Source organism: Mesorhizobium sp. WSM4306 (assembly GCF_007003975.1).
GTDB lineage: Bacteria > Pseudomonadota > Alphaproteobacteria > Rhizobiales > Rhizobiaceae > Mesorhizobium.
This window is the reverse complement of record NZ_VFTC01000024.1, coordinates 25,287-51,367: the sequence shown is the minus strand read 5'-3', so window position 1 is coordinate 51,367 and position 26,081 is coordinate 25,287. Positions and strand designations below refer to the sequence as shown.

The following is a 26,081-nucleotide window of genomic DNA, read 5'->3' as shown; positions in this document are numbered from 1 at the left end:
ACGAATTGTCATCTCAGCAAGCAGTGCCACGTCTGCCATCGCTCCGGCCATGGATAGAACGAAAGACTGGACTTTTCGCTCATGCCCGATCGCCCTTTTGCACTCTACAGATCGGCGCCGTCCGCCGCTGGCGGCCTGTCGGTTACCGGGATTGGCCGGCATCGCGTCACCCAGGCGATCAACATACGCAAGTTGCCAGAGTTCGCCGTAGTGCTGGTCGAGGATGGTCAAGGCTGGCTCGAAACCAAAGCTTTCGGCGTGCAGACGGTCACAGCGCCCGCTTTGTTCTGGCTGTTTCCCGGCAAGACGCATTCCTATGGACCGGACGCCTCCGGCTGGCTTGAGCGCTGGGCGCTGTTCGACGGTGCCCTGACGCGGGATTTCACCCGGCTGCGGCTCATCGCCGAGGACGCACCCGTCGTGCCGTTGCACGATCTCAGCGAGATGCAGCGTCTGTTTGACAGACTGCACAGCGAGCTTTCGCTCGATACGGTGCTGAGCCAGGCGGAAGCCGCTGCCACGATGCATGGCATCGTCGTGCGGGCCGCCCGCCAAGCCGCGGATCGGAGCAATCGAGAACGAGATCCGGGCCTTCACGGTGCCGCCGACATCCGGCCCATCATCGACGAATTGCGCCGCTGCGCCTGCGATCCGATCGATCTCGACGTCTTCGCCGCGAAATTCGGGATGTCGCCGGCAACCATGCGCCGCAGGTTCGCGCTGGCCACCGGCATGTCCCCCAAGGCCTTTCAATTGCGCATTCGGCTCGACCGCGCCAAGCAGATGCTGGCCGGTTCCGATTCGTCGATTGAATCCATCGCCGCCGCCGTCGGCATCCACGACGCCTTTTATTTCTCGCGCCTGTTTCGCGATCGCGAAAACTGTTCGCCGAGCGAGTTCCGATCGCGTCACAACCGCAGGTGAGTGCCGGATTGTCGGGCTTACCCCCGGAAATCGCTCGACTTTTTTCGGCGTTGACCGGCCGCCGGGAGCGTGAAGCCGTTCACGTCGATCGAATTCGACTTCGCATAAGTTCTTGAAGCATATAAGCTTGTGCTGGGGTACCGGAGCATGATGCCGAAAAGTGTGACGCGGCTTTCGGACAACATCATGCTCTATCACTAGGTGACGAGGAGGGGTTTTGGCACTGGCTGCCGGCAGTACGACACGTCTGTGGACGCTTGTCGCCAAGGAGTTTTGGCGCAAGACGCGCCGGCGCCTGCGGGCAGGGCCAGTCTATCGCTGGCGCTATTCCGGACGCACGCCGGAGCGCGTCCTGATTGCGCCGCCGGATCTCAGGCTCGCCGACCCGCAGATCGCGCTCGAAATCTATTATGGCCGCTATCCGCTGTCGGGCCATCTGGTCGAGACCGGCGGCAAATCGCCGTTCCAGATCGACGTTGCCAATCGTGGTTGGGTGAAAACGCTGCACGGCTTCCGCTGGCTGCGCCACATGCGCGCCGCCGGCACCGAGCTGGCCGCAGCCAATGCCCGCGCGCTGGTTTCCGACTGGATCGCCATGCATAGCAACCAGATTTCCGGCATCGCTTGGGAGCCCGGCACGACCGCCAAGCGCGTCATCGCCTGGCTGCAACATTCCTCGGTTGTCCTACAAGGGGCCGAATTTCCGTTCTATCGCGCCTTTCTGAAATCGCTCGCCGTGCAGATCCGCTATCTGCGCTCGATGGCGCGCGAAATGCCGGACGGCAAGGACAGGCTGCGCGCCCGCATCGCGCTTGCCTTCGCCGCGCTGTCGCTGCCGGCGCCGGCCTCGGCATTGCGCGGCGCCACCCGCAATCTGGCCGAGGAACTCGACCGGCAGATCCTTCCCGATGGCGGCCATATTTCGCGCAACCCGATGGCGGTGCTTGAACTGCTCGCCGACCTTTTGCCGTTGCGCCAGACCTATGCCAACCAGGCCGAGACACCGCCGGCAGCGCTTATGGGCGCCATCGACCGCATGCTGCCGGCGCTGCGCTTCTTCCGTCACCAGGACGGCAGCCTCGCCCGCTTCAACGGCATGGGCGCCACCATCCACGACCGCATCGCCACCATATTGCGCCACGACGACACCGCCGGCGCGCCGCTGCTGCACGCACCGCATTCCGGCTATGAGCGGCTGTCTATGGGCGGCGTGACCGTCATTGCCGATACCGGCGCGTCGCCGCCCGTCGACGTGTCCAACGCCGCGCATGCCGGGTGCCTGGCCTTCGAACTGTCTTCCGGCCGCCAGCACTATGTCGTCAATGCCGGTATCGACACCTATGGTGCCGCCGAATTCCGGCCGCTGGCCCGCGCCACGGCGGCGCATTCGACCGCCACCATCAACGACACCTCGTCGGCGCGTTTTTCCCATTCGCTGCGCGTCAACGACCTGCTCGGCACGCCATTGCTGGGTGGCCCGCAGCATGTGCCGTGCAAGCGCATCGACCAGAAGGGCGCGCAAGGCTTTATCGCCCGCCATGACGGCTACGTCCAGCGCTTCGGCTTCCAGCATGAGCGTGAGCTGAAACTGTCGAGCGAGGGTAATGTGCTTGCCGGACGGGACCGCTTCCTGCGTCCCGGCGGTGCAGCGATCCGCAACAACGGCCGCGACTTCGTCGTGGTGCGCTTCCACATTCATCCCGACATCAACCTACTGCAGGACGAGCATGACCGCCTAGTGCTGACCGCCGACCAGGCCGACACCTGGGTGTTCACCTGCACCGAAGTGGTGCCGGAAGTGGAGGAATCGATCTATTTCGCCGGCCTTGGCGGCCCGCGGCGCAGCCGTCAGATCGTGCTGACCTTCAAGGCCTCGGAGATTGCCGAGGTGCATTGGCAGCTGACGCGCACCGGCATCGCCGGCTACCCCGAGAACAACTGACCATTGCGGCGGCCGGCCTCCCGGCTCGACCTTCCTGCTTGATTTCCTGATGTCATGTGCTACGGCCCGGCAACGCTCTCCAATCAGCCCTGAAAGGCCGCCAGCCCATGGCCGTCGCCGCCAAGAACATTCCGGCACCTGACCTCGTTCCGGTCCGCCGCGCCCTGCTTTCCGTTTTCGACAAGACCGGCCTGATCGACTTCGCCAAAGGCCTGGCCGCGGCCGGCGTCGAGCTGGTGTCGACCGGCGGCACGGCAAAGGCGATCGCCGATGCGGGGCTGGCCGTGCGCGACGTCTCCGAACTGACCGGCTTTCCCGAGATCATGGACGGCCGCGTCAAGACACTGCATCCGTCGGTGCATGGCGCGCTGCTCGGCGTGCGCGACGATCCCGAACATGCCAAGGCCATGCACGATCACGGCATCGAGCCAATCGATCTCCTCGTCTCCAATCTCTACCCGTTCGAGGAGGTCCGCCGGTCCGGCGCCGACTATGCAGCGATCGTCGAGAACATCGACATTGGCGGTCCGGCGATGATCCGCGCCTCGGCCAAGAACCACGCCTATGTTGCCATTGTCACCGATCCCGGCGACTACGCCTCGGTGCTCAATGCGCTGGAGATGAACATCGGCTCACTGTCGCTGGACTTCCGCAAGAAGCTGGCAGCCAAGGCCTTTGCCCGCACCGCCAGCTACGATGGGGCGATTTCCGGCTGGTTCGCCGAGACGCTGGAGATCGAGCATCCGACATGGCGTGCCTTCGGCGGTAAGCTGGAAAGCGTCATGCGCTATGGCGAAAACCCGCATCAGAGCGCCGGTTTCTACGTCAACGGCGACAAGCGTCCGGGCGTCGCCACGGCCCGCCAGTTGCAGGGCAAGCAGCTGTCCTACAACAACATCAACGACACCGACGCCGCCTTCGAACTGGTCGGCGAGTTCGATCCCAACCGCTGCGCCGCGGTCGCCATCATCAAGCACGCCAACCCGTGCGGCGTTGCCGAAGGCGCGTCACTGACCGAGGCCTATGCGAGAGCATTGGCCTGTGATCCGGTCTCGGCCTTTGGCGGCATCGTCGCCATGAACCGCATCCTCGATGCCGAGGCGGCCGAGGAGATCGTCAAGACCTTCACCGAAGTGATCATCGCGCCGAACGCCTCGGAAGACGCCGTCCGCATCGTTGCCGCCAGGAAGAACCTGCGCCTGCTGGTCACCGGCGGCCTGCCCGATCCGCGTTCTGCCGGCACCACGGTGAAGTCCGTCGCCGGCGGTATGCTCGTCCAGGGCCGCGACAATGCGGTGGTCGACGATCTCGAACTCAAGGTGGTGACCAGGCGCGCGCCGACAGCGGCTGAGATGGCCGATCTCAAATTCGCCTTCCGCATCGCCAAGCACGTCAAGTCGAACGCCATTGTCTACGCCAGGGACGGCGCCACCGTCGGCATCGGCGCCGGCCAGATGAGCCGTGTCGATTCCTCGCGCATTGCCGCCCGCAAGGCGCTCGACGCGGCGGAAGCGGCTGGCCTGGCGGAGCCGCTGACCAAAGGCTCGGTGGTTGCCTCCGATGCCTTCTTCCCCTTCGCCGATGGGCTGATCTCAGCCATCGAAGCCGGGGCCACCGCCGTCATCCAGCCCGGCGGCTCGATGCGCGACGACGACGTCATCGCCGCCGCCGATGAGCATGGCATCGCGATGGTGTTTACCGGGGTCAGGCATTTCAGGCATTGAGCGCCGCACTTCCCTTCCCCCCCTTGTGGGAGAAGGTGGATTGCCGCGAAGCGGCAAGACGGATGAGGGGTGCTCCAGCGGAGTGAGGCGTCGGCGTTCCCTGGAACACCCCTCATCCGACCTCGCTTCGCGAGGCCACCTTCCCCACAAGGGGGAAGGAAGAACGCAGTCACTCCACCGGCTGATCCGCCGGATATGGCGTCCAGATCAATATCGCGATGCCGACGCCCAAGAACAGCACGATCGCAGCCATACCGAGCCGCGCCGAGCCGCTGGCGAGCGTGATCGACGCCACCATGAACGGCGCCAGGAAACTCGTCGCACGTCCGGCCAGCGCATAGATGCCGAAATAGCGGCCGGACTCGGCAGCGGTCACGCTACGCGCCATGTAGGAGCGCGACGATGCCTGCACCGGCCCGAAGGCCAGCCCGATCAACAAGCCGTAGAAGATGTAGGCCTTTTCCGCCGCCGTGCCGAACAGGCCGCCGCTATCGGCCCCCGGCATCATCCAGGCGCCGAACAGCGTGTAACCAGGCCCGGTCGAAACGATACCGATGGTGGCGAGGCTGAGCATGACGAGCGAAATCATCACGATCGTCTTGGAGCCGAGCGCGGTGTCGAGACGCGCGGCAACCAGGCAACCGACGATAGCGACGACATTGAGGATGATGCCGAACATGCCGATCTCGGTGATCGACCAGTGGAACATCGCCGCCGCAAAGGTGCCGCCCAAGGCGAGCAGCGCGTTGACGCCGTCCTGATAGATCATGCGAGCGACAAGGAAGCGAAGGATGCCACTGCGCTGGCGCACTTCGGTCAGTGTCGACTTCAGCTCCGACAGGCCTTCGCGGACCGCCGGCACGATCGGAATGCCTTTGATGGCGTCCGGCGTGAAGAAGAACATCGGCAGGATGAACAGGAAATACCAGCCAGCCGACAGCGGCCCCGTGGCGCGCGCGTCCTCGCCTAATTTCGGGTCGAGCCCGAACAGCGGGTCGATGCCGATGATCGTCTTGCCGGTCTCCGCCGAGCCCGCCAGGCAGGTGACGACAAAGATCAGCGCGATCATGCCGCCGAGATAGCCGAGGCCCCAGGCCATATTCGAGATGTGGCCGATCTCGCTCTTCGGCACCAGGCGCGGCATCATCGAATCGTTGAACACGGTCGAAAATTCCGCCGCGACCGAAGCCAGAGAGAAGAACAGCACCACCAGGAAAAGGTTTGAACCGGGCGCGGCGAACCACAGCAGGCAAAGACTGATGATCTTGATCGAGGCGAAGAAGGCGATCCATGGCTTGCGTGGGCCGGTCTGGTCGGCGATCGAGCCAAGGATTGGCGACAGAACGGCGATGACCAGGCCCGCAGCGGCGATGCCATAACCCCAGGCGGCCTGACCGCTTTCGGGATTGCTGGCCATGCGCGAGACGAAATAGGGGCCGAAGATAAAGGTGGTGACGACGGTGAAAAACGGCTGCGCCGCCCAGTCGAACAGCATCCACCCCCAGATGCCGCGTCCCGATGCCCGCTGCACTGTTTCTACTGCCGCCATGATTCCCCCGACATCCGCTCCGCCCGTGTCGGGCGCCATGTCTGCATGTTTCCGGTGCTCATGCAATTAACAAGCGCCGCGCCCCGGGTGGGGGTCGGTGCCGCACCCCCACCCCGCCGCTTCGCGGCGATACAAGGGAGGAGGGTAAGGCCTCACATCCCCGTCAGATCGCTCATCAGCCCGGACGCCACCGACAGCCGCGACACGGTGATGTCGCCGCCTTCGGTCAGTGCCTGCAGGCGCTCGCGGATGCGCGCTACCCTCTCGCCGCCGGCCTCCAGCCAGGCCGCCACAGGGTCGGCCGTCCCGGCATGGCCGGTGAGAGCCGCCACCGCGATGCCGCGTCGCGCCGCGCCGATCGTGTCTGTGGCGCGCGACAGCGCCAGCTGGTCGTAATAATCCGACGGTGTGATCGACCGCGCCGCCTCTTCGACGCGCGGAATGCGGAAGGCGTCGCTGACGGCGAAGAACGCCTTGGCCGCCGCAACGATGTCGGCATTGGCCGTGCGCGCCGTCAGTGCGATATCGGGGATCAATTCAGCCAGATCGGCCAGGGCCAGCTTTTCGGCCAGCTTTTCCGGCGCGCCGACCTTGAACAGGCCGTGCCGCCGCTCCTCGATCCGCTCGCGCGAGAAGGCCGGCAGCAGTGAGATGAGCTTCGGCTCCAGCGCCTTGCGCGCCTCCTGCAATTCGGCGATGCGCTGGCCAAGCGCTGCGGCGCCCGCATCGTTCTTCAGATACCAGCCGCTGGTCACAAAGATAAGCCGGCTGACGGACTGGTAGAGGTCGAGCTGTGCCTGGCCATCGATCTGGCTGTCGAGCGCGTCGATCTCGCGGTAGAGCGCCGGCAGCCCGAAGCCATCGCGCACCACGGCGAAGGTGCGCACCACATCGGCGGCGCTGCGCCCTGTGGCTTCCTGCAGCCGGTTGACGAAGGACGGGCCGCCGCGGTTGACGAGATCGTTGGCGACGACGCGAGCGATGATCTCGCGGCGCAGACGGTGGCCGTGGATCTCAGTGGCGTATTTCTTCGCCATGCGGTCAGGGAAATAGCCCATCAGGTCACGGTCGAAATGCGCATCGTCCGGCACGTCACTGGCGACGATGTCGGAAAACAGCACGATCTTGGCATAGGCAAGCAGCACGCCGAGCTCGGCCCGGGTCAGCGGCTCGCCGCGCGCCTCGCGCTCGGCAAGGGCTGCCGGCGACGGCAGCGTCTCGACCGCACGGTCGAGCAGGCCGCGCGCCTCCAGCGCCGTCATGAAACGGCTCTGATGCGCGATGTCGGCAAGCCCGCGCTTGCGCGCGATCGAAAGCGCCAGCGTCTGTTCGTAATTGTTGGACAGAACCAACCCGCTGACCTCGTCGGTCATTTCGGCCAGCAATTTGTTGCGCGCCTGCCGGGTCAGCGACCCCTTGCGCATGGCGGAAGCCAGCGCGATCTTGATGTTGACCTCGACGTCGGAGCAGTTCACGCCACCCGAATTGTCGATGGCGTCGGAATTGCAGCGGCCGCCATTCATACCGAACTCGATGCGGGCGCGCTGCGTGACGCCGAGATTGGCGCCCTCGCCGATCACTTTCGCCCGGACATCGAGCGCGGTGATGCGGATGGCGTCGTTGGCGCGGTCGCCGACATCGGCGTTGGTTTCGCCCGAGGCCCTCAAATAAGTGCCGATGCCGCCAAACCACAGAAGGTCGACATTCGCCTTGAGGATGGCGGTCATGATCTCGACCGGGGTCGCGGTGGTCTTGGCTAGGCCGATCGCCGCCGCCGCTGCTGCGGGCAGCGTGATCGACTTCTGGCTGCGCGAGACGATCACGCCGCCTTCCGACAGTTTGGTCTTGTCGTAGTCCTGCCAGGACGAGCGCGGGAGGGCAAACATGCGCTCGCGCTCGGCCATCGACGCCACCCTGTCCGGATCGGGATCGATGAAGATGTCGCGATGGTCGAAGGCCGCGATCAGCCTGGTCTGCGGCGACAACAGCATGCCGTTGCCGAACACGTCGCCCGACATGTCGCCGACGCCGACGACGGTGAAGGGCGAGGTCTGGATGTCGCGATTCATCTCGCGGAAATGCCGCTTCACAGCTTCCCAGGCGCCCTTGGCGGTGATGCCCATCTTCTTGTGGTCGTAGCCGGCCGAGCCGCCGCTGGCGAAGGCGTCGTCGAGCCAGAAGCCGTGTTTCTCCGAGATTGCGTTGGCGGTGTCGGAGAAGGTCGCTGTGCCCTTGTCGGCGGCGACGACGAAATAGGGATCGTCGGGGTCGCGCCTGACAACGCCGGCCGGCGGGATGACGCCGTCCAGGCCGATATTGTCGGTGATCGACAGCAGGCTGGAGACGAAGTTCTTGTAGGCCGAGGTGCCGGCCTCGAAGATAGCGTCGCGGCTGCCGCCTGCGGGCAGGCGTTTGGGGAAGAAGCCGCCCTTGGCGCCGACCGGCACGATAACGGCGTTCTTGACCTGCTGCGCCTTGACCAGGCCGAGCACTTCGGTGCGGTAGTCCTGGGCGCGGTCCGACCAGCGCAGGCCGCCGCGCGCAACCGGGCCGAAGCGCAGATGCACGCCTTCGACCTCGGACCCGTACACGAAAATCTCGCGCCATGGCCGCGGCGCCGGCAGGCCCTCGACTGCCTGCGAGTCCAGCTTGATCGCCAGCGACTGGCCCCTGGCCTTCGTTTCGGCAACGAAATGGTTTGTTCGCAGCGACGATTCGATCAGATTGAGATAGCGGCGGATGATGGTGTCGTCATCGATATTGGGCACCTCTTCCAAGGCATCCTTGATCTTGGCTTTGAGGTGCTTGGCGGCAACGACGCCGTCCGTCTCAGCGGTCGGGCCGAGACGGGCGATGAACAGCGCATGCAGGCCGCGTGCAATGTCCGGATAGCGATTGAGGGCTGCGGCAATGAAATCCTGGCTCTGCGGAATGCCGGCCTGCTGCAGATAGCGGCCATAGGCGCGCAGGATGGTGACTTCGCCCGACCACAGGCCGGCGGTCTGGGCAAGGCCGTTATAGCTGTCATTGTCGACGTCGCCGCGCCACACCGACAGGAAGGCGTCCTCGAACAGCGCCCCACCGTCGGCGAGGTCGATCGGCTTGCCGTAGCTGTTCTCCAGTTCCATGTCGTGGACGAAAACGGTGTCGCCGCCATCCTCGCCGACTTCGAAGGTGCGCTCGCTGATGACGCGGAAGCCGATGTTTTCCAGCACCGGCACCCGCCGCGACAGCGCCACCGGGCTGCCGTGATGGTAGATCTTCAATGCCGCCTGATGCGGCTTCTGCTCGGCATGCCGGTAATAGTCGATGGCGATCGGATTGCTTGCGCTGATCTTGGCGATGCGCCCGGCATCCGCCAGTGCCACGGCGGCACTGAAGGAGTCGCGATAGCCCTCCGGAAGCCGCGCAGCGATCGCCTTCAGCGACGGATCGCTGCCGCCGGCTTCCGCCGCCTCGGCCAGCGCGTCGTCCCAGGTGCGCACGATGTCGCGGATCGCCGCCTCGATCGCCGCCGGCTCGACTTTCGGCGTCTTGCCGCCGGAGCGGCCGATGATGAAGTGGACCCGCGCCAGCCCGCCTTCAGGGAAGGCCGGATAGTAAGCCGACAGCCGGCCCTCGAAAACGGTCTTGAGGTACGTGCCGACCTTCTCGCGCACGACGCTGTCATAGCGGTCGCGCGGCACGAAGACGAGGATGGAGACGAAGCGGTCGAACTGGTCGACGCGCACCAGCGCCCGCACCCGCGGCCGTTCGATCAGGCCGAGAATGGCTGCGGCGTGTTTCTTCAGGACCGGCACCGGCACCTGGAACAGTTCGTCGCGCGGATAGCTTTCCAGCACGTTGATCAGCGCCTTGCCGGAATGGTCGTGGCGGTCGAAACCGGACTTGGCGATGATGGTTTCGGCCTTTGACCTCAGATACGGGATCTTCATCACCGAGCGCGTGTAGGCGGTCGAGGTGAACAGGCCGACGATGCGCAATTCGCCGGCAAGCGCGCCCTTGGCGGTGTAGGTCTTGACGCCGATATAATCGAGATAGATGCGGCGGTGCACCAGCGACTTGGCGTTGGCCTTGGTGACGATCAGCGGCTCCGGCCCATGAAGGAAGGCGCGGATCTCCGGCGTCGTCGACACCGCCTCGGTTCCGCGCCGCAGCACCAGCACGTCCGGATCGGCCAGGATGCCGAGGCCAGGCTTGTCGGCGCGCTCCAGCGTGCCGCTATCCTCGCCGCCGACATATTTGAACTCGCGCATGCCGAGGAAGGTGAAATTGTCGTCGCGCAGCCATTCGAGAAAGGCGATTGCCTCGGCGACGCTTTTCTTGTCGAGCGGCACCGCCGAGTAGCGGAACTCCGAGATTGCCTGGTCGAGACGGGCCAGCATCGGCTTCCAGTCGCTGACGGCGGCGCGGACCTGGTTAAGCATCTTGCGCAGGCGCTCGGCCAAGCCGTTCGCCTGCTCCGCCGTCAGGCGCGGGATGTGGACATGAACGACGCTCAGCCGGTCGTGGGTGCCGTCGTCCTTGAGGATGCTGCCGTCGCCGACGACCTCGTCGACACCGGCCTTACCATGGCGCACGACGATGACCGGATGGGTGACCAGCGTCGGTTCGCCTGATGTCTCGGTGATCTCGCCCAGGATCGAATCGAACAGGAACGGCATATTGTCGTTGACGACGGTGATGACCGTCACCGGCCGGCCCTCGCGAGAGACACCGGAATCGGCATCGACGGCGACAACACTTTGGCCTTTCTTGTGGACGGCGACGGCCCGACCCGCCAGTTCGGCGGCGCGCTCGAGGTCGGCGGGGGCGTAGGTTGCAATGTCTTCAGCCGGCGCGCGGGCCAGCAGATAGTCGGCAAGCCTGGCCGGCCTGTCCTCGGTTTTCACCGCTGCGGTGGCTTTTTTCTTCAACTTAGCTGCGGATTTCACGCTCGCCATGATGTCCTCCCGTCACATGCTTTTACGACTATGGTAGCAGATGACCGCCGTTTGGCGACAAAGGTTTGACGGCTCGCTAAGAATTGTCGGAATTCGGCGGTCAGGCGGCAATGAACGAGGAGGAAGACCCATGTCCGGCAAAATCAGCGCCCTTGACCTCGGCATCGCCGAGCTCAGCGAGGCGACAAAAGCCTATTTCGCCAAATGCGAGGAAAAGCTCGGCCTGGTGCCCAACGTCCTTCTTGCCTACGCCTTCGACGAGAAGAAGCTGCGCGCCTTTACCGACACCTACAATGACCTGATGCTCGGTGAATCCGGCCTGTCGAAGCTGGAGCGCGAGATGATCGCGGTCGTCGTCTCCTCGATCAACCACTGCTATTATTGCCTGACCGCGCATGGCGCGGCAGTGCGCCAGCTCTCCGGCGACCCGGCCTTCGGCGAGATGATGGTAATGAATTTCCGCGCCGCCAACCTTTCCCCGAAGCAGACGGCGATGCTGGAATTCGCCGTCAAGCTGACCGAAGAGCCGGCAAAGATCGTCGAGGCCGACCGGGCAGCACTGCGCGACGCCGGCTTCAGCAACCGCGACATCTGGGACATCGCCTCGACCGCCGCTTTCTTCAACATGTCCAACCGCGTGGCCGCGGCAATCGACATGCGGCCGAACGACGAATACCACGCCATGGCAAGGTGATAGCATGACGATAGACACGTCGGGCAAATGGTGGGTTGGCAGCGAGCCCACCGACATTGCGGAATACCTGGAGGGGTATGCCACCGAAGGCTATGAGGTTCACGACTTCAGGCTCGCCCGATGCAAATGCGGCTCCATCTCGTTTCTCCTCGACGCCGATGATGACGAGGGCGTGGCGCGACGAACGTGCACAGTCTGCGGGCTAGAACATTCTATCTGCGACAGTGAGGAATTTTGGGCCGAGTCCAAGCCCGAGCGCTTTGTGTGCGTTGAATGCGGTTCCGAAGCCGCGAATGTCGGCGTTGGCTTCTCCATTTACCCGGGGCGTGCTGGCGTTCGCTGGCTTTATGTCGGCGAACGATGCGCGGCTTGTGGCGTGTTGGGGTGCTTCGCCGGCTGGAAGGTAGGCACTTCAGATATGGACCTGTTGGACAAGGTTTAGTCCGACATCATACCTGACATTAGCTGTCGCGCATTCTCGTTGCGTGAATGGCTTTTTGGTCCGATGATCGGCGGGCGGCGTGACCGCATGCCGGTTCGATGCCGCTGATGAAGGGAGGAGAACATGGCGAAGTTTCTCTACATCTATCACGGTTCCGGCAAGATCCCGGCGAACGAGGCCGATCTAAAGGCGTTGACGGACACCTGGACGGGCTGGTTCGGAAAGCTTGGTTCGGCTGTGGTCGACCGCGGCAATCCGGTTGGCATGTCGAAGACCGTCCTGCCCGGCGGCAACGTCGAGAACAATGGCGGCAGCAACCCGACTGGCGGCTATTCAATCATCGAAGCGAAAGACATCGACGACGCCACCAGCAAGGCCAAGGATTGTCCGATCCTGATGGAGCCGAACTGCAACGTCGAGATCGCGCCGATCCTCAATATGATGGGTTGACGCGCCGGTTCAGGACCGCGCTGCGATCGCCGCCGCGGCGCCAGCCATAGTGCCGGCGCTGATGCGATTGGCGATCTTCATCGCCCGCTTGCTCTTCAAGAGCTTGCGCGCCTGTGAGGCGGCGAGCACCCAGGCAAGATCGATGGCGATCAGAACCACGGCCATGGTCGCCGTCAGCTCGACCCAACCGATGACGCTGACCGAAGCGAGGTCGATGATGGTCGGCAGCAGCGCCAGATAGAACATCATGATCTTGGGATTGCCGAGCGTCACCGCCATGCCGGCAAAGAACAGTTTTGCGGGAGAGTCTTCACGCGGCATCTCGCCTTCCCTGGCGTCGACGGGTGCGGTCCACATCTTCCAGGCGAGGTAGGCGAGATAGGCAACACCCACCCATTTCACGACGACGAAGGCTAAGTGGAAGGTCTGCGCCACGACGGCCAGCCCGAACACCGCCAGCGACAGCCAGATGCCCTCGCCGATCCACATGGCGAGAAGGAACGGGAACACATCGCGAAAGCCTTTCGAGATGACGCGCGCCACGAGGGCTGCGATCGACGGCCCGGGTGAGCCGGCGGCGACGAACAAAGCGGCGGCGAAGATCAGCAGTGAGGTGAGGTGCATGATGGATCTCTGCTTCAAGGTTTGGGCCGCGACAATAACCCGGAAGCGACGGTCCTGGCAAAGGCGGTACAAGGCCTGGTTTCCTCGCCCCCATGAAGTGGGGGAGAGGTGGCCGCGAAGCGGTCGGAGAGGGGGCTGCGGCGCTGGGAGGTATTCTCTGAATTCTGCAACGCTGCTCCCCCGCTCCGTCTCGGCTTCGCCGAGCCACCTCTCCCCCGCTCTGGCGGGGGCGAGGAACCGAAGTCCTGAGGTGTGGCAAATTTCGAGCATACGCACCTTGCTGACGCCGGTGGTTTGAGAAAGGATCGCGGCCATGAAATCAATAGTCATCCACGCGGCAAAAGACCTCCGCATCGAAGAGACCGATCCAGGCACGCCAGGCGCCGGACAGGTCGAGATTTCAGTCGAAGCCGGCGGCATCTGCGGTTCAGACCTGCACTATTACAATCATGGCGGCTTCGGCGTCGTGCGCCTGCGCGAGCCGATGATCCTGGGACATGAGGTCGCCGGCATGGTAAGAGCGCTTGGCGCCGACGTCTCAAGCCTTGCCGTCGGCGACTGTGTCGCGATTTCGCCCAGCCGGCCCTGCAATGCCTGCCGCTACTGCCTGCAAGGCATGCAGAACCAATGCCTCAACATGCGCTTTTATGGCAGCGCCATGCCGATGCCGCATATACAGGGCGCCTTCCGCCAGCGCCTCGTCGCCGAGGCTTGGCAATGCCACAAAATAGCGGACCATGTCTCCATCAACGAAGCCGCCTTCGCCGAGCCGCTCGCGGTGACATTGCACGCCGTCAACCGTGCCGGCTCGCTGCTCGGCAAGCGGGTGCTGGTCACCGGCAGCGGGCCGATCGGCGCGCTCTGCATCCTGGCTGCGCGCGTCCACGGCGCGCGCGAGATCGTCGCCACCGATGTCATGGACGGCGTGCTGGCCAAGGCCCGTGAGATCGGCGCCGACCGCACCATCAATGTCGCCACCGATGGCGACAAGCTCGCCGCCTACAATGTCGAGAAGGGCCATTTCGACGTGGTGTTCGAATGTTCCGGCAACGAGCGCGCCGTGCGTGCCGGGCTCGACGTGCTGAAGCCGCGCGGCGTGCTCGTCCAGCTCGGCCTCGGCGGCGACATGTCCTTGCCGCAAAACCTCATCGTCGCCAAGGAAATCGAGATGCGCGGCTCTTTCCGTTTCCACGACGAGTTCGCGCTGGCCGTCGACCTGATCAACAACCGTCGTGTCGAGGTCAAGCCGCTGCTGACCGGCATCTATCCGATGGACGAGGCGGTTGCGGCGTTCGAGATCGCCGGCGACCGCAACAGGTCCATGAAGGTCCAGATCGCCTTCGCTTAAGCATGGTTGAAGAGGCTCCGTGAGGCTTGCCTGCCTGGACCTTCGTCGCTAGAAGAGCCGTCCCGACATCCATTTCGAGCGTCATTTTGCCTCAGTAACCGCCGGTCTCGCCAACTCCGCTGATCACACCTGGCAGGGCGCCGCATAAGCGGTGTCCGTTCGATTTTCACGTGTTCCTCAGGCGGCGGTTCGAGACCGGTTTGGCACTGCTGAACCGCTGTCGCGCGCGTGCCGCCCGTGACATCCGACTTCCGACATAGCTAGCTCTCGCCACGCCGTGCCCGCTTGGGCATCTCGACATCGCCGGTCTGACGAACTTCCCGACGGGAAGGGCTTACCGGCATGTCTACCTTGCGCATCCTCTGGACGATCGCGCCTGAAATCGCACCTCGACCCCTGATCAACTGCAATCGCTGCGGCACTGTAAAAGCCTATCGCTGCAGCGACAAATTCCGCGTCAACGCCAATGGCAAGCGCATAGACGTCTGGCTGATCTATCGCTGCATCGACTGCGACAATTCGTGGAACTTCGGCATTTTCGAACGCCGCAACCGCCGCGACATCGAATCTGTGCTATTGGCCGCACTCGAAAGCAATGATCCGGTACTCGCCCGCCGCTATGCCTTCGACATCGTCGCATTGCGCAACAAGGTGGGGCGTGTCGAGGAATTCTCGGACGTCGCCGTGCACAAGCACTGGCTCGGCGATATCGACGAAACCGCAACCGCGCTTGAAATCAGGCTCGCGCTCGAAATGCCGATTGCGCTGCGGCTCGACCGTTTGCTCGCCGGCGAACTCGGCATCTCGCGGTCGAGGCTTCAGGCGATGGAGGAGAAGCGATTGCTGGCTGTCGCACCCGACGGCGCCACGGCTTTGCGCAGGCCGGCCCGCGACGGCACGACTTTGCGGATCGATCTCGCCGGAGAACTCGACCGGCCAGCCATAATCTCGGCGGCGGGCGGGTAATGAAAAAGGGCGAAGCACGGTGGTGCTTCGCCCTCGAATTCGAAAAAACCAGGCGATTACGCCGCGCCGACCACTTTGGCCGACTTTTCGAAGCGCTTGCGCTCGTTCGGGTCGAGATAGAGCTTGCGCAGACGGATGGTCTTCGGCGTCACCTCGACCAGTTCGTCGTCCTGGATCCAGGCCAGCGCGCGCTCCAGCGTCATGCGGATCGGCGGGGTCAGCTTGACCGCCTCGTCCTTGCCGGCGGCGCGGATGTTGGTCAGCTTCTTGCCTTTGAGCACGTTCACTTCGAGGTCGTTGTCACGGCTATGGATGCCGATGATCATGCCCTGATAGACCTTGACGCCGGGGTCGATGACCATGGGTCCACGGTCTTCCAGGTTCCACATGGCGTAGGCGACGGACTCGCCCTGCTCGTTGGAGATCAGCACGCCATTGGTGCGGCCGGGCAGTTCACCCTTATAGGCTTCATAGGCATGGAACAGCCGGTTCATCACGGCGGTGCCGCGCGTGTCGGTCAACAGTTCCGACTGATAACCGATCAGGCCGCGCGTCGGCGCGTGGAAGACGATGCGCTGGCGGTTGCCGCCGGAGGGGCGCAGCTCGACCATCTCGGCCTTGCGCTCCGACATTTTTTGCACCACGACGCCGGCATGCTCTTCGTCGACGTCGATGACGACTTCCTCGACCGGCTCCAGCAATTCGCCGTTCTCGCCCTTCTGCATGACCACGCGCGGACGCGACACGGCGATTTCAAAGCCTTCGCGGCGCATCGTCTCGATCAGAACGGCCAACTGCAATTCGCCGCGGCCGGAGACGAAGAACGAATCCTTGTCAGGCGATTCCTCGATCTTCAGCGCAACATTGCCTTCGGCTTCGCGCAGCAGGCGGTCGCGGATGACGCGGCTGGTGACCTTGTCGCCTTCGGTGCCGGCGAGCGGCGAGTCATTGACCAGGAAGGACATGGTCACGGTCGGCGGATCGATCGGCTGTGCATGCAAAGGCTCGGTGACCGCCGGGTCGCAGAACGTGTCGGCGACGGTGCCCTTCGACAGGCCGGCAATGGCGACGATGTCACCCGCCTGCGCTTCGTCGATCGGCTGGCGCTCTAGGCCACGGAAGGCGAGGATCTTCGAAATACGTCCGGTTTCGATCTGGGTGCCGTCGTGGTGCAGCACCTTGACCGCCTGGTTGGACTTCAGCGTGCCAGATTCAATGCGGCCGGTGATGATGCGGCCGAGGAAGGGATTGGCTTCCAGAATGGTGCCGATCATGCGGAACGGGCCGGGATGAACGGTCGGCTCCGGCACATGCTTGATGACAAGGTCGAACAGCGGCGCAAGCTGCTGATCCTTGGGGCCTTCCGGATTTTCCGAGACCCAGCCATCGCGGCCCGAACCGTAGAGGATCGGGAAGTCGAGCTGCTCATCGGTGGCGTCGAGCGCGGCAAACAGGTCGAACACCTCGTTGACCACTTCGACATGGCGGGCGTCCGGACGGTCGATCTTGTTGATGACGACGATCGGCTTCAGGCCGACCTTGAGCGCCTTGCCGACGACGAACTTGGTCTGCGGCATCGGGCCTTCGGCGGCGTCGACCAGCACGATGGCCGAATCCACCATCGACAGGATGCGCTCGACTTCACCACCGAAGTCGGCGTGGCCGGGGGTGTCGACGATGTTAATGCGGGTGTCCTTCCAGTCGACCGAGGTCGCCTTGGCGAGGATCGTGATGCCGCGTTCCTTTTCTAGGTCGTTGGAATCCATGGCGCGCTCGGCGACACGCTGATTGTCGCGGAAGGAGCCGGACTGCTTCAAAAGCTGATCGACAAGGGTGGTCTTTCCATGGTCGACGTGCGCGATGATCGCGATATTACGAATTTTCATGTTGTGGTCTCGGGAGCGTTGCAGGCAGCAGGCCAAAAGGCGCCGCCTCTTTCGGTTGCGCGGCTCATACAGGGTTTTTCGCAATTGCGAAAGAGGAGGCGCATCACCAAATACTCATCAAATCTTAAGCATCTCGGTGTGAGATGGTTTTGTTAACCAAGGCGGGAACCTTTCGGGGCCTGGGCAGTTCGAAATTCATGACCGACAAACTCAACCGATTTTGGCCACTCATTGCTTCGGTCGCATTCGCTGCCCTGCTGGCGGCCAATGCCGCGCAATCGGCCGCGACGCTGAAGGAAGCCAATCCCGCTTCGTCGTCCGACCAGACCGCCGAGCAGATGTTCGCCGACGCCCCTGATGGCGTCGACCCCGTGGTCACCGGCCCGGTCAGTGCCTCCTTCAAGCAGAGGCAGCAGGTAGCCGGCTGCGACAGCGCAGTTTGGCCAAAGATTCCGGCGGTTTGCTACCCGGATTGATGGTCGCCCTACTCCAAACGTAGCGATCCTTCACACCCCCTCTGCCCTGCCGGGCATCTCCCCCGCAAGGGGGGATATCGGATGTCACATTGGGGTTTCGCCAATCTTCACCGCAGAAGAGCCGGCACCAGCAGCAAAACTGCCAATCTCCCCCCTTGCGGGGGAGATGCCCGGCAGGGCAGAGGGGGGTGCTGTCCCGCCAACCTATTCGGATTACGCCGAGCGCACCGGATCCAGCGTCACCTTGTAAAGCTCGTTGTCGTCGCGATCCATCAGCCGCACCGTCAGCTGCTCTGTAGCCCCCGAAATATCGACCAACCCGAAGAACTGCAGGCCAGCCGATGGCGCCAGGTTCTGGCCCTGTTCGGCGGTCGGCGCCTTGATGAATTTCAGCTCCGGACCGAAGGTCATGTCGAAATCGTTGGGGCCGAACGTGCCGGCGTGGATCGGGCCGGAGACGAATTCCCAGAACGGGTTGAAGTCCTGGAACTGCGCCTTGTCGGGGTTGTAGTAGTGGGCGGCCGTATAATGCACGTCGGCGGTGAGCCACACCGTGTTGCTGATGCCCGCATTCTTGATGTAGCGCAGCAGATCGGCGATCTCGAGCTCGCGGCCCTTCGGCAGACCATTGTCGCCATTGCTGACGGCTTCCGCGCCCACCTTCTTGGTGCCGTCGTTCCAGACGACGAGGCCAAGCGGCATGTCGGCGGCAATGATCTTCCAGGTCGCCTTGGAGTTGGCCAGTTCGCGCTTCAGCCATTTGGTCTGCTGTTCGCCCAGCATGCGGGACTCCGGCGTCATGGTGTCCTGCATGTCAGGACCGTTGGGGCCGCGATAGGAACGCATGTCGAGGAAGAACACGTCGAGCAGCGGCCCGTGGGATATCTTGCGATAGACGCGGCCGGGTTCCGACGGCTCATAACGGATCGTCGTCATCTCATGGAAGGCGCGCGCCGCACGCGCCGCCAGCACATGGATGGATTTTTCGGTGTAGCGGTTGTCGGCGCTCAGATCCTTCGAATCCGACCAGTTGTTCAGCACTTCGTGGTCGTCCCACTGGTAGAAGGTCGGACAGATGGCGCTCAAAGCGAGCACATGTCTGTCCATCATGTTGTATTTCCACTGGTCGCGGTACTCGTCCAGCGTCTCGGCCACCTTGCGCTTGCCGTCGACGAGGACGACGTTCTTCCATTTGCCGCCGCCAGGCAGGTCGACCTCATCCTTCATGGCGCCATCGGCATAGATCGTGTCGCCGGAATGCAGGAAGAAGTCGGGCGTGTGCTTGGCGATGGTGGCGTAGGTCTTCATGCCGGTCTCGTCGATGCCCCAGCCCTGGCCGGCGGTGTCGCCCGACCAGGCGAATTTGATGTCGCGCTTCGAGGCGGGTGCGGTGCGGAAGCGCCCGACGATCGGCTCGGAGACGACATTGATGTCCGAGAGATCGGCGGCCGTCATTCGGTAGAAGATATCCTGGTCGGAAGCGAGATCGGTCAGCAGCCGCTTGACCGTAAAATCGCTGGCCGGGGAGGTATCCAGCAGCGCCAACCGGGTGGCATTGGCGAAATTCTCGGTCGACGATATCTCGAACATGACGCGCGAGGGACGATCGGTGCGCGTCCACACCATGCCGCTCGAGGCATCGACATCGCCGGACTGGACGCCATGGGTAAACGCCGGGCGCTGGCTGGCGCGCGAATAATAGGGCAAAGCGAGGCCCGATGCGCCGAGCAGACCGGCCGCACTCGCTGATGTGACGAAGGCGCGGCGGGTCAACGAGATCTTGTTCATGGCTGTCTCCTGATGGCTTGAACGTCCGCCACCACCGTCCAGCCTCAATGTTTCAGCCGCATCTCGGAAAGATGAAGTTTTGATAACAATGGACAGGTGATCTCCCCCCTTGAGGGGGAGATGTCGCCAAAGGCGACAGAGGGGGTCGCCGCGCGTAGAGCGCTGACCTCCTCCTTCGCCGCAAGGACGCCGAGCCCGGTCGGACCGACCCCCTCTGGCCGCTTCGCGGCCATCTCCCCCTCAAGGGGGGAGATTAGCGTCGCGCTTAAGCCGCCTGCGGTTCCGGTTCAAACGCCGGCCGGCTCGTATTGATCAGCAGCGACAGACACGCAGCCACAATCGCGGTCATGCCGGCGATCAGGAAGGCCAGCTCATAATTGCCCTGCAACTCGCGCATGGTGCCGCCGAAGGCGGCGGCGGTTGCCGCACCGACCTGATGGCCAGCGACGATCCAGCCGAAGACGATCGGGCCGCTGCGGTCGCCGAAGGCTTCGTTGGCGAGCCGCAGCGTCGGCGGCACCGTGGCGATCCAGTCGAGACCGTAGAGCACGGCAAATATGATCAGGCTGGTCGCCGAGAAGCCGGAAAAGGGCAGGTAAATCAGCGACAGCCCGCGAATGCCGTAATAGACGCCGAGCAGCTTGCGCGGGTCGAAACGGTCGGTGAGCCAGCCCGACAGCGTCGTGCCGATCAGGTCGAAGATGCCCATCAGCGACAGCAGGCCGGCCGCCTGAACCTCGCCGATACCCATATCGCCGCAGAAGGAGATCAGATGCGTGCCGACCAACCCGTTGGTGGTGAAACCGCAGATGAAGAAGGTGGCAAACAGATACCAGAAGACGCGGGTGCCGGCGGCGCGGCGCAGCGTGTTGAGCGTATGTGCCAGGAAATTGCCTTGCGATGCCGGCGATACCGGCGGCACGTCATCGGCCCCGGCGCCATAGCGCACCATGCCGATCGAAGCCGGACGCTCCGGCACCAGCAGCCAGACCAGCGGCAACAAACAGGCGGTAGCTACGGAAACAGCGATGGCGACCGGCTGCCAGCCGCCGGACTGGGCGAGCGAGGCGAGCAGCGGCAGGAACACCAGCAGGCCGGTGGCGCTGGAGGCCGACATCAGTCCCATCACCAGGCCGCGATTGGTCTTGAACCAGCGGTTGACGATGGTGGCGCCGAGCACGGTGGCAACCGCGCCGGAGCCGATACCGGAAAACACGCCCCAGGTGAGGAACAGGTGCCAGGGCTCGGTCATCAGCAGGCTGAGCGCTGTCGAGCCCGACATGATCACCAGCGAAGCCAGCAGCGTGCGGCGCAGACCGATCCGCTCCATCAGCGCGGCGGCGAACGGGCCGGTCAGACCGTAGAGGAAGATGCCGATGGCAGCGGCAATCGAAACGGTATCCCGCCCCCAGCCGAAGCTTTTGTCCAGCGGCAGCATCATCACGGAAGGAGCCGAACGCAGGCCGGCCGCGATCAGCAGGCAGAGGAAGATGACGCCGACCACGACGAAAGCGTAGCGCTGGCCAAACGGACGGGATTGAGCTATCATGTTACTGACCGGTACGTTGCAGGATGGAGGTATGTATACGTACCGATCGGTAACATTGTCAATCGAGTCACATAATGCCAACGGACAAAAATATTGAACTGACCATCAACCACGGTCATGCAGCGTCGCCGCCGAAGGCTGCCAAGAAGATCCTCGACGTCGCCTACGACCTGTTCTATCGACGCGGCATCAGGGCGATCGGCGTCGACGAGATCGTCAAGCGCGCCGGCGTCACCAAGCCCAGCCTCTATCGCAGCTTTCCGTCAAAGGATGAGTTGGCCGCATCGTATCTCCGGCAATATGACCGTGAATATTGGGAGCGTTTCGACGAAGCCGTGGCCGCTCATCCCGGCGACCCGCGCGCGCAGATCAGCGCCTTCCTGACCCGTGTCGGCAAGCGTACGCAAAGACCGGACTATCGCGGCTGCGGCATGACCAACGCGGCGGTGGAATACCCCGAACACGGCCATCCGGCACGCGTCGTCAGCGAAGCCAACAAGCAGGAGCTGCGCCACCGCCTGCGCGAAATGGCGGCCGCGATGGGCGCGCAAGACCCCGACACGCTCGGCGACGGCCTGCTGCTTCTGATCGAAGGCGCCTATATCAGCGGCCAGCTGTTCGGCCTCGGCGGCCCCGCGGCATCGGTCGCCCGCAACGCCGACCTGCTGATTGAAGCGAGCTTGAAGAAATAGCGTTTAGGGATACGCTGCGGCAGCTCGAAACGGAGTTTGTCGCCATGCGCGCTCTTCTGCTCTCGCTGGCTCTTGCCGGCCTCTGCCAGGCAGCCCATGCCGATGGCATATCCAGCGTCTACACCGACCTCGACTCGCAAAAGGATTGCGTGACCTATGCGCAGGCGGAGGAGGGCGACGGCGACTGGGCCGAACTCGCCTGCTCCGGCTATCGCGGCTATCCCGTGCTGATCGCCTATGACGATGCGCGGGAATCGCTGTTCTACGGATTTCCGCCCGGCGGCGAGATGACCTCGGTCTGGGAGAGTTTTTCCGGCTTCAATTCGTCCGGCGCCAAGGTCGAGTGGCGCATCGAGAGCAAGGGCGACGTCGCCGTTCCTTTCGCCGTCATCCACCGCCGCTCTATCAGCAATCCCGAAGACGAGAACAAGCCGACCGAAGTGCTTGTCGTCGCCAAGGTCGCCCAGATGGAAGCCCGTGACGGATGCACAATCGGCTTGGTGCTCGCCACCGGCAACCCGCAGGCCAACGACCAGGCGCGCAAGCTGGCCGACGAAAAGGCAAAGAGTTTCGCCTGCGGCAAGGACAAGCACACCGTCATCGGCAACGTGCCGGCGTTTGGCAGGGTGGATAACTGATCGGGCTACTTCGCCGCCTTCGCCCGCGCGATCGCGTCGACGATCATCTTCTTGGCGTATTTGGAATCGTGCCAGCCTTCGATCTTGACCCATTTGCCGGGTTCGAGATCCTTGTAGTGCTCGAAGAAGTGCTGGACCTGGTCACGGGTGATCTCGGGCAGCTGCGTGTATTCGGTGACGTTTTCGTAGCGCAGCGTCAGCTTGGGCGACGGCACGGCGATGATCTTCTCGTCCTGGCCGGCATTGTCTTCCATGATCAAGACGCCGATCGGCCGCACATTGATGACGCAGCCCGGCACCAGGGCGCGCGTGTTGCAGACCAGAACGTCGATCGGGTCGCCATCGCCCGACAGCGTATGCGGCACGAAGCCGTAATTGCCGGGATAGCGCATCGAGGTGTGCAGGAAGCGGTCGACGAACAGCGTGCCGGCCTCCTTGTCCATCTCGTATTTGATCGGCTCGCCGCCGATCGGCACCTCGATGATGACGTTGACGTCCTCAGGCGGGTTCTTTCCGCTGGCAACGGCTTCAATGCGCATGGCTCAAATCCCTCTCTCGATTTCCCAGATCGATAGCGGGCGAAGCGCAAGGGCGCAATGCGGCGATTGGTACGGAGCGCTCAAGGAAGCGCACAGTTTGTGAATGGGCTGTAACCGAGACGGTGCTCGCTATTCCCAGACGAAGGCGACCTTCTTCAGCGCCCTCTGCTCGAAAATCTCGACGCCCTCGGCGACATCGCGGCCACCGGCGCCGGCATAGAAGGCAAGCGCGTTCTGGTTGTCTTCCAGCGCCCACACCACCATGCCTTTCAGCCCGTGGTCGGCAAGCCGTGCCCGCGCCGCCTTGAACAGCCGGCTGCCGAGCCCGATGCCCTGATACTCCGGACGCAAATAAAGCTCGTAGATCTCACCCTGCTGCCGAAGCTCGCGGGCGCGGTTCTTGCCGATCGTGGCGTAGCCGGCGATGGTGCCGCCGATCTCGACCACCAGCACGGTGGCGGCGCGGCGAATCGCGTTCGCCCACCAGTCGGCGCCGCGGCGATTGATCATCGAGGTCAGCGAGCGATGCGGGATGATCCCGGAATAGGCGCCCTCCCAAGCCTGCTGATGCACGTCGGCGATGGCGCCAGCGTCGCGTGGTTCTGCCTTCCTGATGTCGATGCTCAGCGTATTCATGATTTGTTAACCATAGACCCGCATCGGCCATTTGCAAGAGTCGAGGCCAACTCGCCAACCGCTTTCTCACAGCCGACCACGACACTGGTGACATCGGGCCAGAGCCGGCTTGAAAACGCGCGCAGCCGAGAGTCAAACGGTCGTCAGGGTAGCGTTTGCAGGCTTTTCAGATCTCGACCAGATGGTCGTCCAGCTCATTGGCGTCGCCCGATGTAACCGGGAAATGCTCGGCCAGCACCGCGCCGACCTGCTCGATCGCCTTGACGAAGCCGTCGGCGAGCCGGTCGTTGCCGGCATGCTGCGTAAGGTCGCGGATAACGCCGTCCCAGACATGCTGGCCGACCTTGCTGTTGATACCGCTGTCGGCGACCACTTCAGCATAGCGCTCGGCGATCGAGACGAAGACCAGCACGCCGGTGCGCGCCGTGGTGCGGTGCACATTGCGGGCGAGGAATTGCCTGAGCGCATTGTCATGTGCCGCCTGATAACGCTGCCTCCGTGGCACCAGATGGATGCGCAGGCCGGGCAGCGCCCACAAGAGCACCAGCACTGACGCCAGTGCCAGAAGCTGCGCGAGGACGAAATGCGGCAGCGGGATCGACAGCCACCAGGCTTCCAGCCCATAGGCGACGGCGAGGCTGACGATCAGCATGCCAGCCGTCGCCATGAAGGCGGCCGGAAAGAAATAGCCGTCGCTGGCATGCGCGACGACGCAATAGATCTCGCCGTCGGTTTTCGATTCGGCTGCACGGATCGCAGTGGCGATGCGCTCATGGTCCTGCGGGCTGATCGGTCGTGTTGCCATGTCTCTTACCAGCTCCCTGAAGACCCGCCACCGCCGGACGAGCCGCCGCCACCTGAAAACCCACCGCCGCTGCTTGAGCCCGACGACCAGCTGCTGCCCGAACTTCCTGACGACCATCCACTGCCCGACGACCAGCCCGACGACGAACTCGATGTCCAGCTGCTTGAACCCGAAGACGATCCGCTCGGCCCCTGGCCATAGCGAAAAGTCATGCCCAGCCATCTATACACACCCGGCGACAGCTTGGTGCCGAAGATCGGCGGCAGGAAGGCCATCGCCAGACCGCCGAAGAACATCGTTGCCCACAGGATCAGGAAGATCGCGACGATGGGATCGATGGGCGTGCTGTTGTCGGCCGGATTGCGCTTGCCGCGCGCTTCCAGCTCTTCGGGATTGCCTTCCAGCACCATGACCATGTCGTCGACGGCTTTGGAAATGCCGCCGGAGAAATCGCCGGCCCGAAAAGCCGGCACCATATCGTTTTCGATGATCAGTTTTGTGTGCAAATCGGTCAGCGTGCCTTCCAGCCCATAACCGACCTCGATGCGCATCTTGTGGTCGTTCGGCGCCACCAGCAAAAGCACGCCATTGTTCTCGCCGGCCTGGCCGAGCTTCCAGAAGCGAAACAGCCGGTTGGCGTAGGGCTCGATCTCCTCTCCGTCGAGACTGTTGATCGTTGCCACGACGATCTGGTCGGAGCCTTTTGTCTCGAAGTCGGCCAGTTTCTGGGTCAGCGCCGCCTCGGTCGCGGGGTCGATGATACCGGCATCGTCGACGACGCGACCGGTGAGCGCGGGCAACTCCGCCGCCATGGCGACAAAGCCGAAGATCAACACCGCCAAGGCAAGCAACGCACCGGCGGTGAAACGCCTGGGGGGGCTGATGACGGGCATCATCATATCGACACCGCCTCCAACGCTTCCGGATTGCCCTCAAGCGCCATGACTGTCCTCGAGCACCTTGATGATGTCGTCGACGGCCTTGGAAAGGCCACCGGAGAAATCGCCGACGCGGAAGGCCGGCACCATGTCATCTTCAATGATTCGTGTGGCGTGCGAATTGGTCAGAGCGCCCTCCAGCCCATAGCCGACCTCGATGCGCATCTTGCGGTCGTTCCTGGCCACCAGCAGAAGCACGCCATTGTTCTTGCCCGCCTGGCCGAGCTGCCAGAAGTTGAACAGCCGGTTGGCGTAAGGTTCGATCTCCTCGCCGCCGAGGCTGCTGATCGTGGCGACGACGATCTGGTCGGAGCCTTTGGTCTCGAAATTCGCCAGCTTCTGCGTCAGCGCCGCCTCGGTCGCGGCGTCGATGATGTCGGCATTGTCGACGACACGACCGGTGAGTACGGGCAACTCCGCCGCCAGCGCTGCGAAGCCGACGAGCAACACCACCAAGCCCAGCAAGGCAGCGCCGGTCATTGCGACGAGACGACCATGCCAGGAACTGATGATGCGCGTGGTCATCTC

The 26,081-nt window shown here is 63.6% G+C and carries 22 protein-coding genes; 11 read left to right on the top strand and 11 right to left on the bottom strand.

Annotation, left to right across the window (positions count from 1 at the left end; all coding sequences use genetic code 11):
- Positions 1-81: 81 nt before the first annotated feature.
- From FJV77_RS24115 to purH, 3 genes are all read left to right on the top strand, one after another.
- Positions 82-924 carry an AraC family transcriptional regulator gene (locus FJV77_RS24115; protein WP_142869097.1) on the top strand — a complete coding sequence of 281 codons (843 nt, stop codon included), beginning with the start codon at positions 82-84 and terminating at the stop codon, positions 922-924.
- Positions 925-1,141: 217 nt separating this feature from the next.
- On the top strand, positions 1,142-2,866 hold the full coding sequence (locus FJV77_RS24110; protein ID WP_142869096.1) for a heparinase II/III family protein: 1,725 nt from the start codon (positions 1,142-1,144) through the stop codon (positions 2,864-2,866).
- A 107-nt stretch (positions 2,867-2,973) separates the two neighbouring features.
- Positions 2,974-4,590, top strand: a complete 1,617-nt coding sequence (gene purH, locus FJV77_RS24105) for a bifunctional phosphoribosylaminoimidazolecarboxamide formyltransferase/IMP cyclohydrolase (protein ID WP_142869095.1) — start codon at positions 2,974-2,976, stop codon at positions 4,588-4,590.
- Between the two features lie 169 nt (positions 4,591-4,759).
- On the opposite strand, the gene FJV77_RS24100 is transcribed toward purH, so the two are convergent.
- The gene (locus FJV77_RS24100) at positions 4,760-6,139 is read right to left on the bottom strand and encodes an MFS transporter (RefSeq protein ID WP_142869094.1); all 1,380 of its coding nucleotides are present in this window, start codon (positions 6,137-6,139) and stop codon (positions 4,760-4,762) included.
- 152 nt (positions 6,140-6,291) lie between these two features.
- Positions 6,292-11,082, bottom strand: a complete 4,791-nt coding sequence (locus tag FJV77_RS24095; RefSeq protein ID WP_142869093.1) for an NAD-glutamate dehydrogenase — start codon at positions 11,080-11,082, stop codon at positions 6,292-6,294.
- A gap of 130 nt (positions 11,083-11,212) precedes the next feature.
- Between FJV77_RS24095 and FJV77_RS24090 the strand changes: the two genes are divergently transcribed.
- The 3 genes from FJV77_RS24090 to FJV77_RS24080 all read left to right on the top strand — a co-directional run bounded on the left by FJV77_RS24090 (position 11,213) and on the right by FJV77_RS24080 (position 12,668).
- Positions 11,213-11,776 (top strand): peroxidase-related enzyme, encoded by a 564-nt coding sequence (locus tag FJV77_RS24090; RefSeq protein ID WP_142869092.1) that lies wholly within the window; start codon positions 11,213-11,215, stop codon positions 11,774-11,776.
- 4 nt (positions 11,777-11,780) lie between these two features.
- The gene (locus FJV77_RS24085) at positions 11,781-12,218 is read left to right on the top strand and encodes a hypothetical protein (RefSeq protein ID WP_142869091.1); all 438 of its coding nucleotides are present in this window, start codon (positions 11,781-11,783) and stop codon (positions 12,216-12,218) included.
- 123 nt (positions 12,219-12,341) lie between these two features.
- Positions 12,342-12,668: a hypothetical protein gene (locus tag FJV77_RS24080; protein ID WP_142869090.1), complete on the top strand. Its 327-nt coding sequence runs from the start codon at positions 12,342-12,344 to the stop codon at positions 12,666-12,668.
- Between the two features lie 9 nt (positions 12,669-12,677).
- On the opposite strand, the gene FJV77_RS24075 is transcribed toward FJV77_RS24080, so the two are convergent.
- A complete protein-coding gene (locus FJV77_RS24075) occupies positions 12,678-13,292 on the bottom strand; it encodes a LysE family translocator (RefSeq protein ID WP_142869089.1) in 615 nt (204 codons plus the stop codon).
- A 313-nt stretch (positions 13,293-13,605) separates the two neighbouring features.
- On the opposite strand from FJV77_RS24075, the gene FJV77_RS24070 reads away from it, so the two are divergent.
- Both FJV77_RS24070 and FJV77_RS24065 read left to right on the top strand, forming a co-directional pair.
- Complete coding sequence (locus tag FJV77_RS24070) at positions 13,606-14,640, top strand: L-idonate 5-dehydrogenase (protein WP_142869088.1); 1,035 nt, start codon at positions 13,606-13,608, stop codon at positions 14,638-14,640.
- A gap of 342 nt (positions 14,641-14,982) precedes the next feature.
- Positions 14,983-15,606 (top strand): DUF1062 domain-containing protein, encoded by a 624-nt coding sequence (locus tag FJV77_RS24065; RefSeq protein WP_142869087.1) that lies wholly within the window; start codon positions 14,983-14,985, stop codon positions 15,604-15,606.
- 56 nt (positions 15,607-15,662) lie between these two features.
- Here FJV77_RS24065 and typA read toward each other — a convergent pair whose 3' ends face one another.
- Positions 15,663-17,492: a translational GTPase TypA gene (gene typA / locus FJV77_RS24060; protein ID WP_142869086.1), complete on the bottom strand. Its 1,830-nt coding sequence runs from the start codon at positions 17,490-17,492 to the stop codon at positions 15,663-15,665.
- A 197-nt stretch (positions 17,493-17,689) separates the two neighbouring features.
- On the opposite strand from typA, the gene FJV77_RS24055 reads away from it, so the two are divergent.
- Positions 17,690-17,968 carry a hypothetical protein gene (locus FJV77_RS24055; protein ID WP_246691371.1) on the top strand — a complete coding sequence of 93 codons (279 nt, stop codon included), beginning with the start codon at positions 17,690-17,692 and terminating at the stop codon, positions 17,966-17,968.
- Between the two features lie 213 nt (positions 17,969-18,181).
- Here the strand turns inward: FJV77_RS24055 and FJV77_RS24045 are convergent, their stop codons facing one another.
- Positions 18,182-19,756: an alkaline phosphatase gene (locus FJV77_RS24045; RefSeq protein WP_142869084.1), complete on the bottom strand. Its 1,575-nt coding sequence runs from the start codon at positions 19,754-19,756 to the stop codon at positions 18,182-18,184.
- Positions 19,757-20,021: 265 nt separating this feature from the next.
- The gene (locus tag FJV77_RS24040; RefSeq protein WP_185970409.1) at positions 20,022-21,305 is read right to left on the bottom strand and encodes an MFS transporter; all 1,284 of its coding nucleotides are present in this window, start codon (positions 21,303-21,305) and stop codon (positions 20,022-20,024) included.
- A gap of 74 nt (positions 21,306-21,379) precedes the next feature.
- On the opposite strand from FJV77_RS24040, the gene FJV77_RS24035 reads away from it, so the two are divergent.
- On the top strand, positions 21,380-21,997 hold the full coding sequence (locus tag FJV77_RS24035) for a TetR/AcrR family transcriptional regulator (protein WP_142869083.1): 618 nt from the start codon (positions 21,380-21,382) through the stop codon (positions 21,995-21,997).
- A gap of 44 nt (positions 21,998-22,041) precedes the next feature.
- Entirely contained in the window at positions 22,042-22,635 is a 594-nt protein-coding gene (locus FJV77_RS24030; RefSeq protein WP_142869082.1) for a hypothetical protein, read from the top strand.
- 5 nt (positions 22,636-22,640) lie between these two features.
- Here the strand turns inward: FJV77_RS24030 and ppa are convergent, their stop codons facing one another.
- The 5 genes from ppa to FJV77_RS24005 all read right to left on the bottom strand — a co-directional run bounded on the left by ppa (position 22,641) and on the right by FJV77_RS24005 (position 26,078).
- Positions 22,641-23,174, bottom strand: coding sequence for an inorganic diphosphatase (gene ppa, locus FJV77_RS24025; RefSeq protein ID WP_112561302.1), 534 nt, complete (start codon positions 23,172-23,174; stop codon positions 22,641-22,643).
- Positions 23,175-23,303: 129 nt separating this feature from the next.
- Complete coding sequence (locus tag FJV77_RS24020; protein ID WP_142869081.1) at positions 23,304-23,810, bottom strand: GNAT family N-acetyltransferase; 507 nt, start codon at positions 23,808-23,810, stop codon at positions 23,304-23,306.
- A gap of 166 nt (positions 23,811-23,976) precedes the next feature.
- A complete protein-coding gene (locus FJV77_RS24015; protein ID WP_142869080.1) occupies positions 23,977-24,615 on the bottom strand; it encodes a TPM domain-containing protein in 639 nt (212 codons plus the stop codon).
- A 5-nt stretch (positions 24,616-24,620) separates the two neighbouring features.
- Complete coding sequence (locus FJV77_RS24010) at positions 24,621-25,514, bottom strand: YgcG family protein (protein ID WP_142869079.1); 894 nt, start codon at positions 25,512-25,514, stop codon at positions 24,621-24,623.
- 33 nt (positions 25,515-25,547) lie between these two features.
- The gene (locus FJV77_RS24005) at positions 25,548-26,078 is read right to left on the bottom strand and encodes a YgcG family protein (RefSeq protein ID WP_142869078.1); all 531 of its coding nucleotides are present in this window, start codon (positions 26,076-26,078) and stop codon (positions 25,548-25,550) included.
- Positions 26,079-26,081 lie beyond the last annotated feature (3 nt).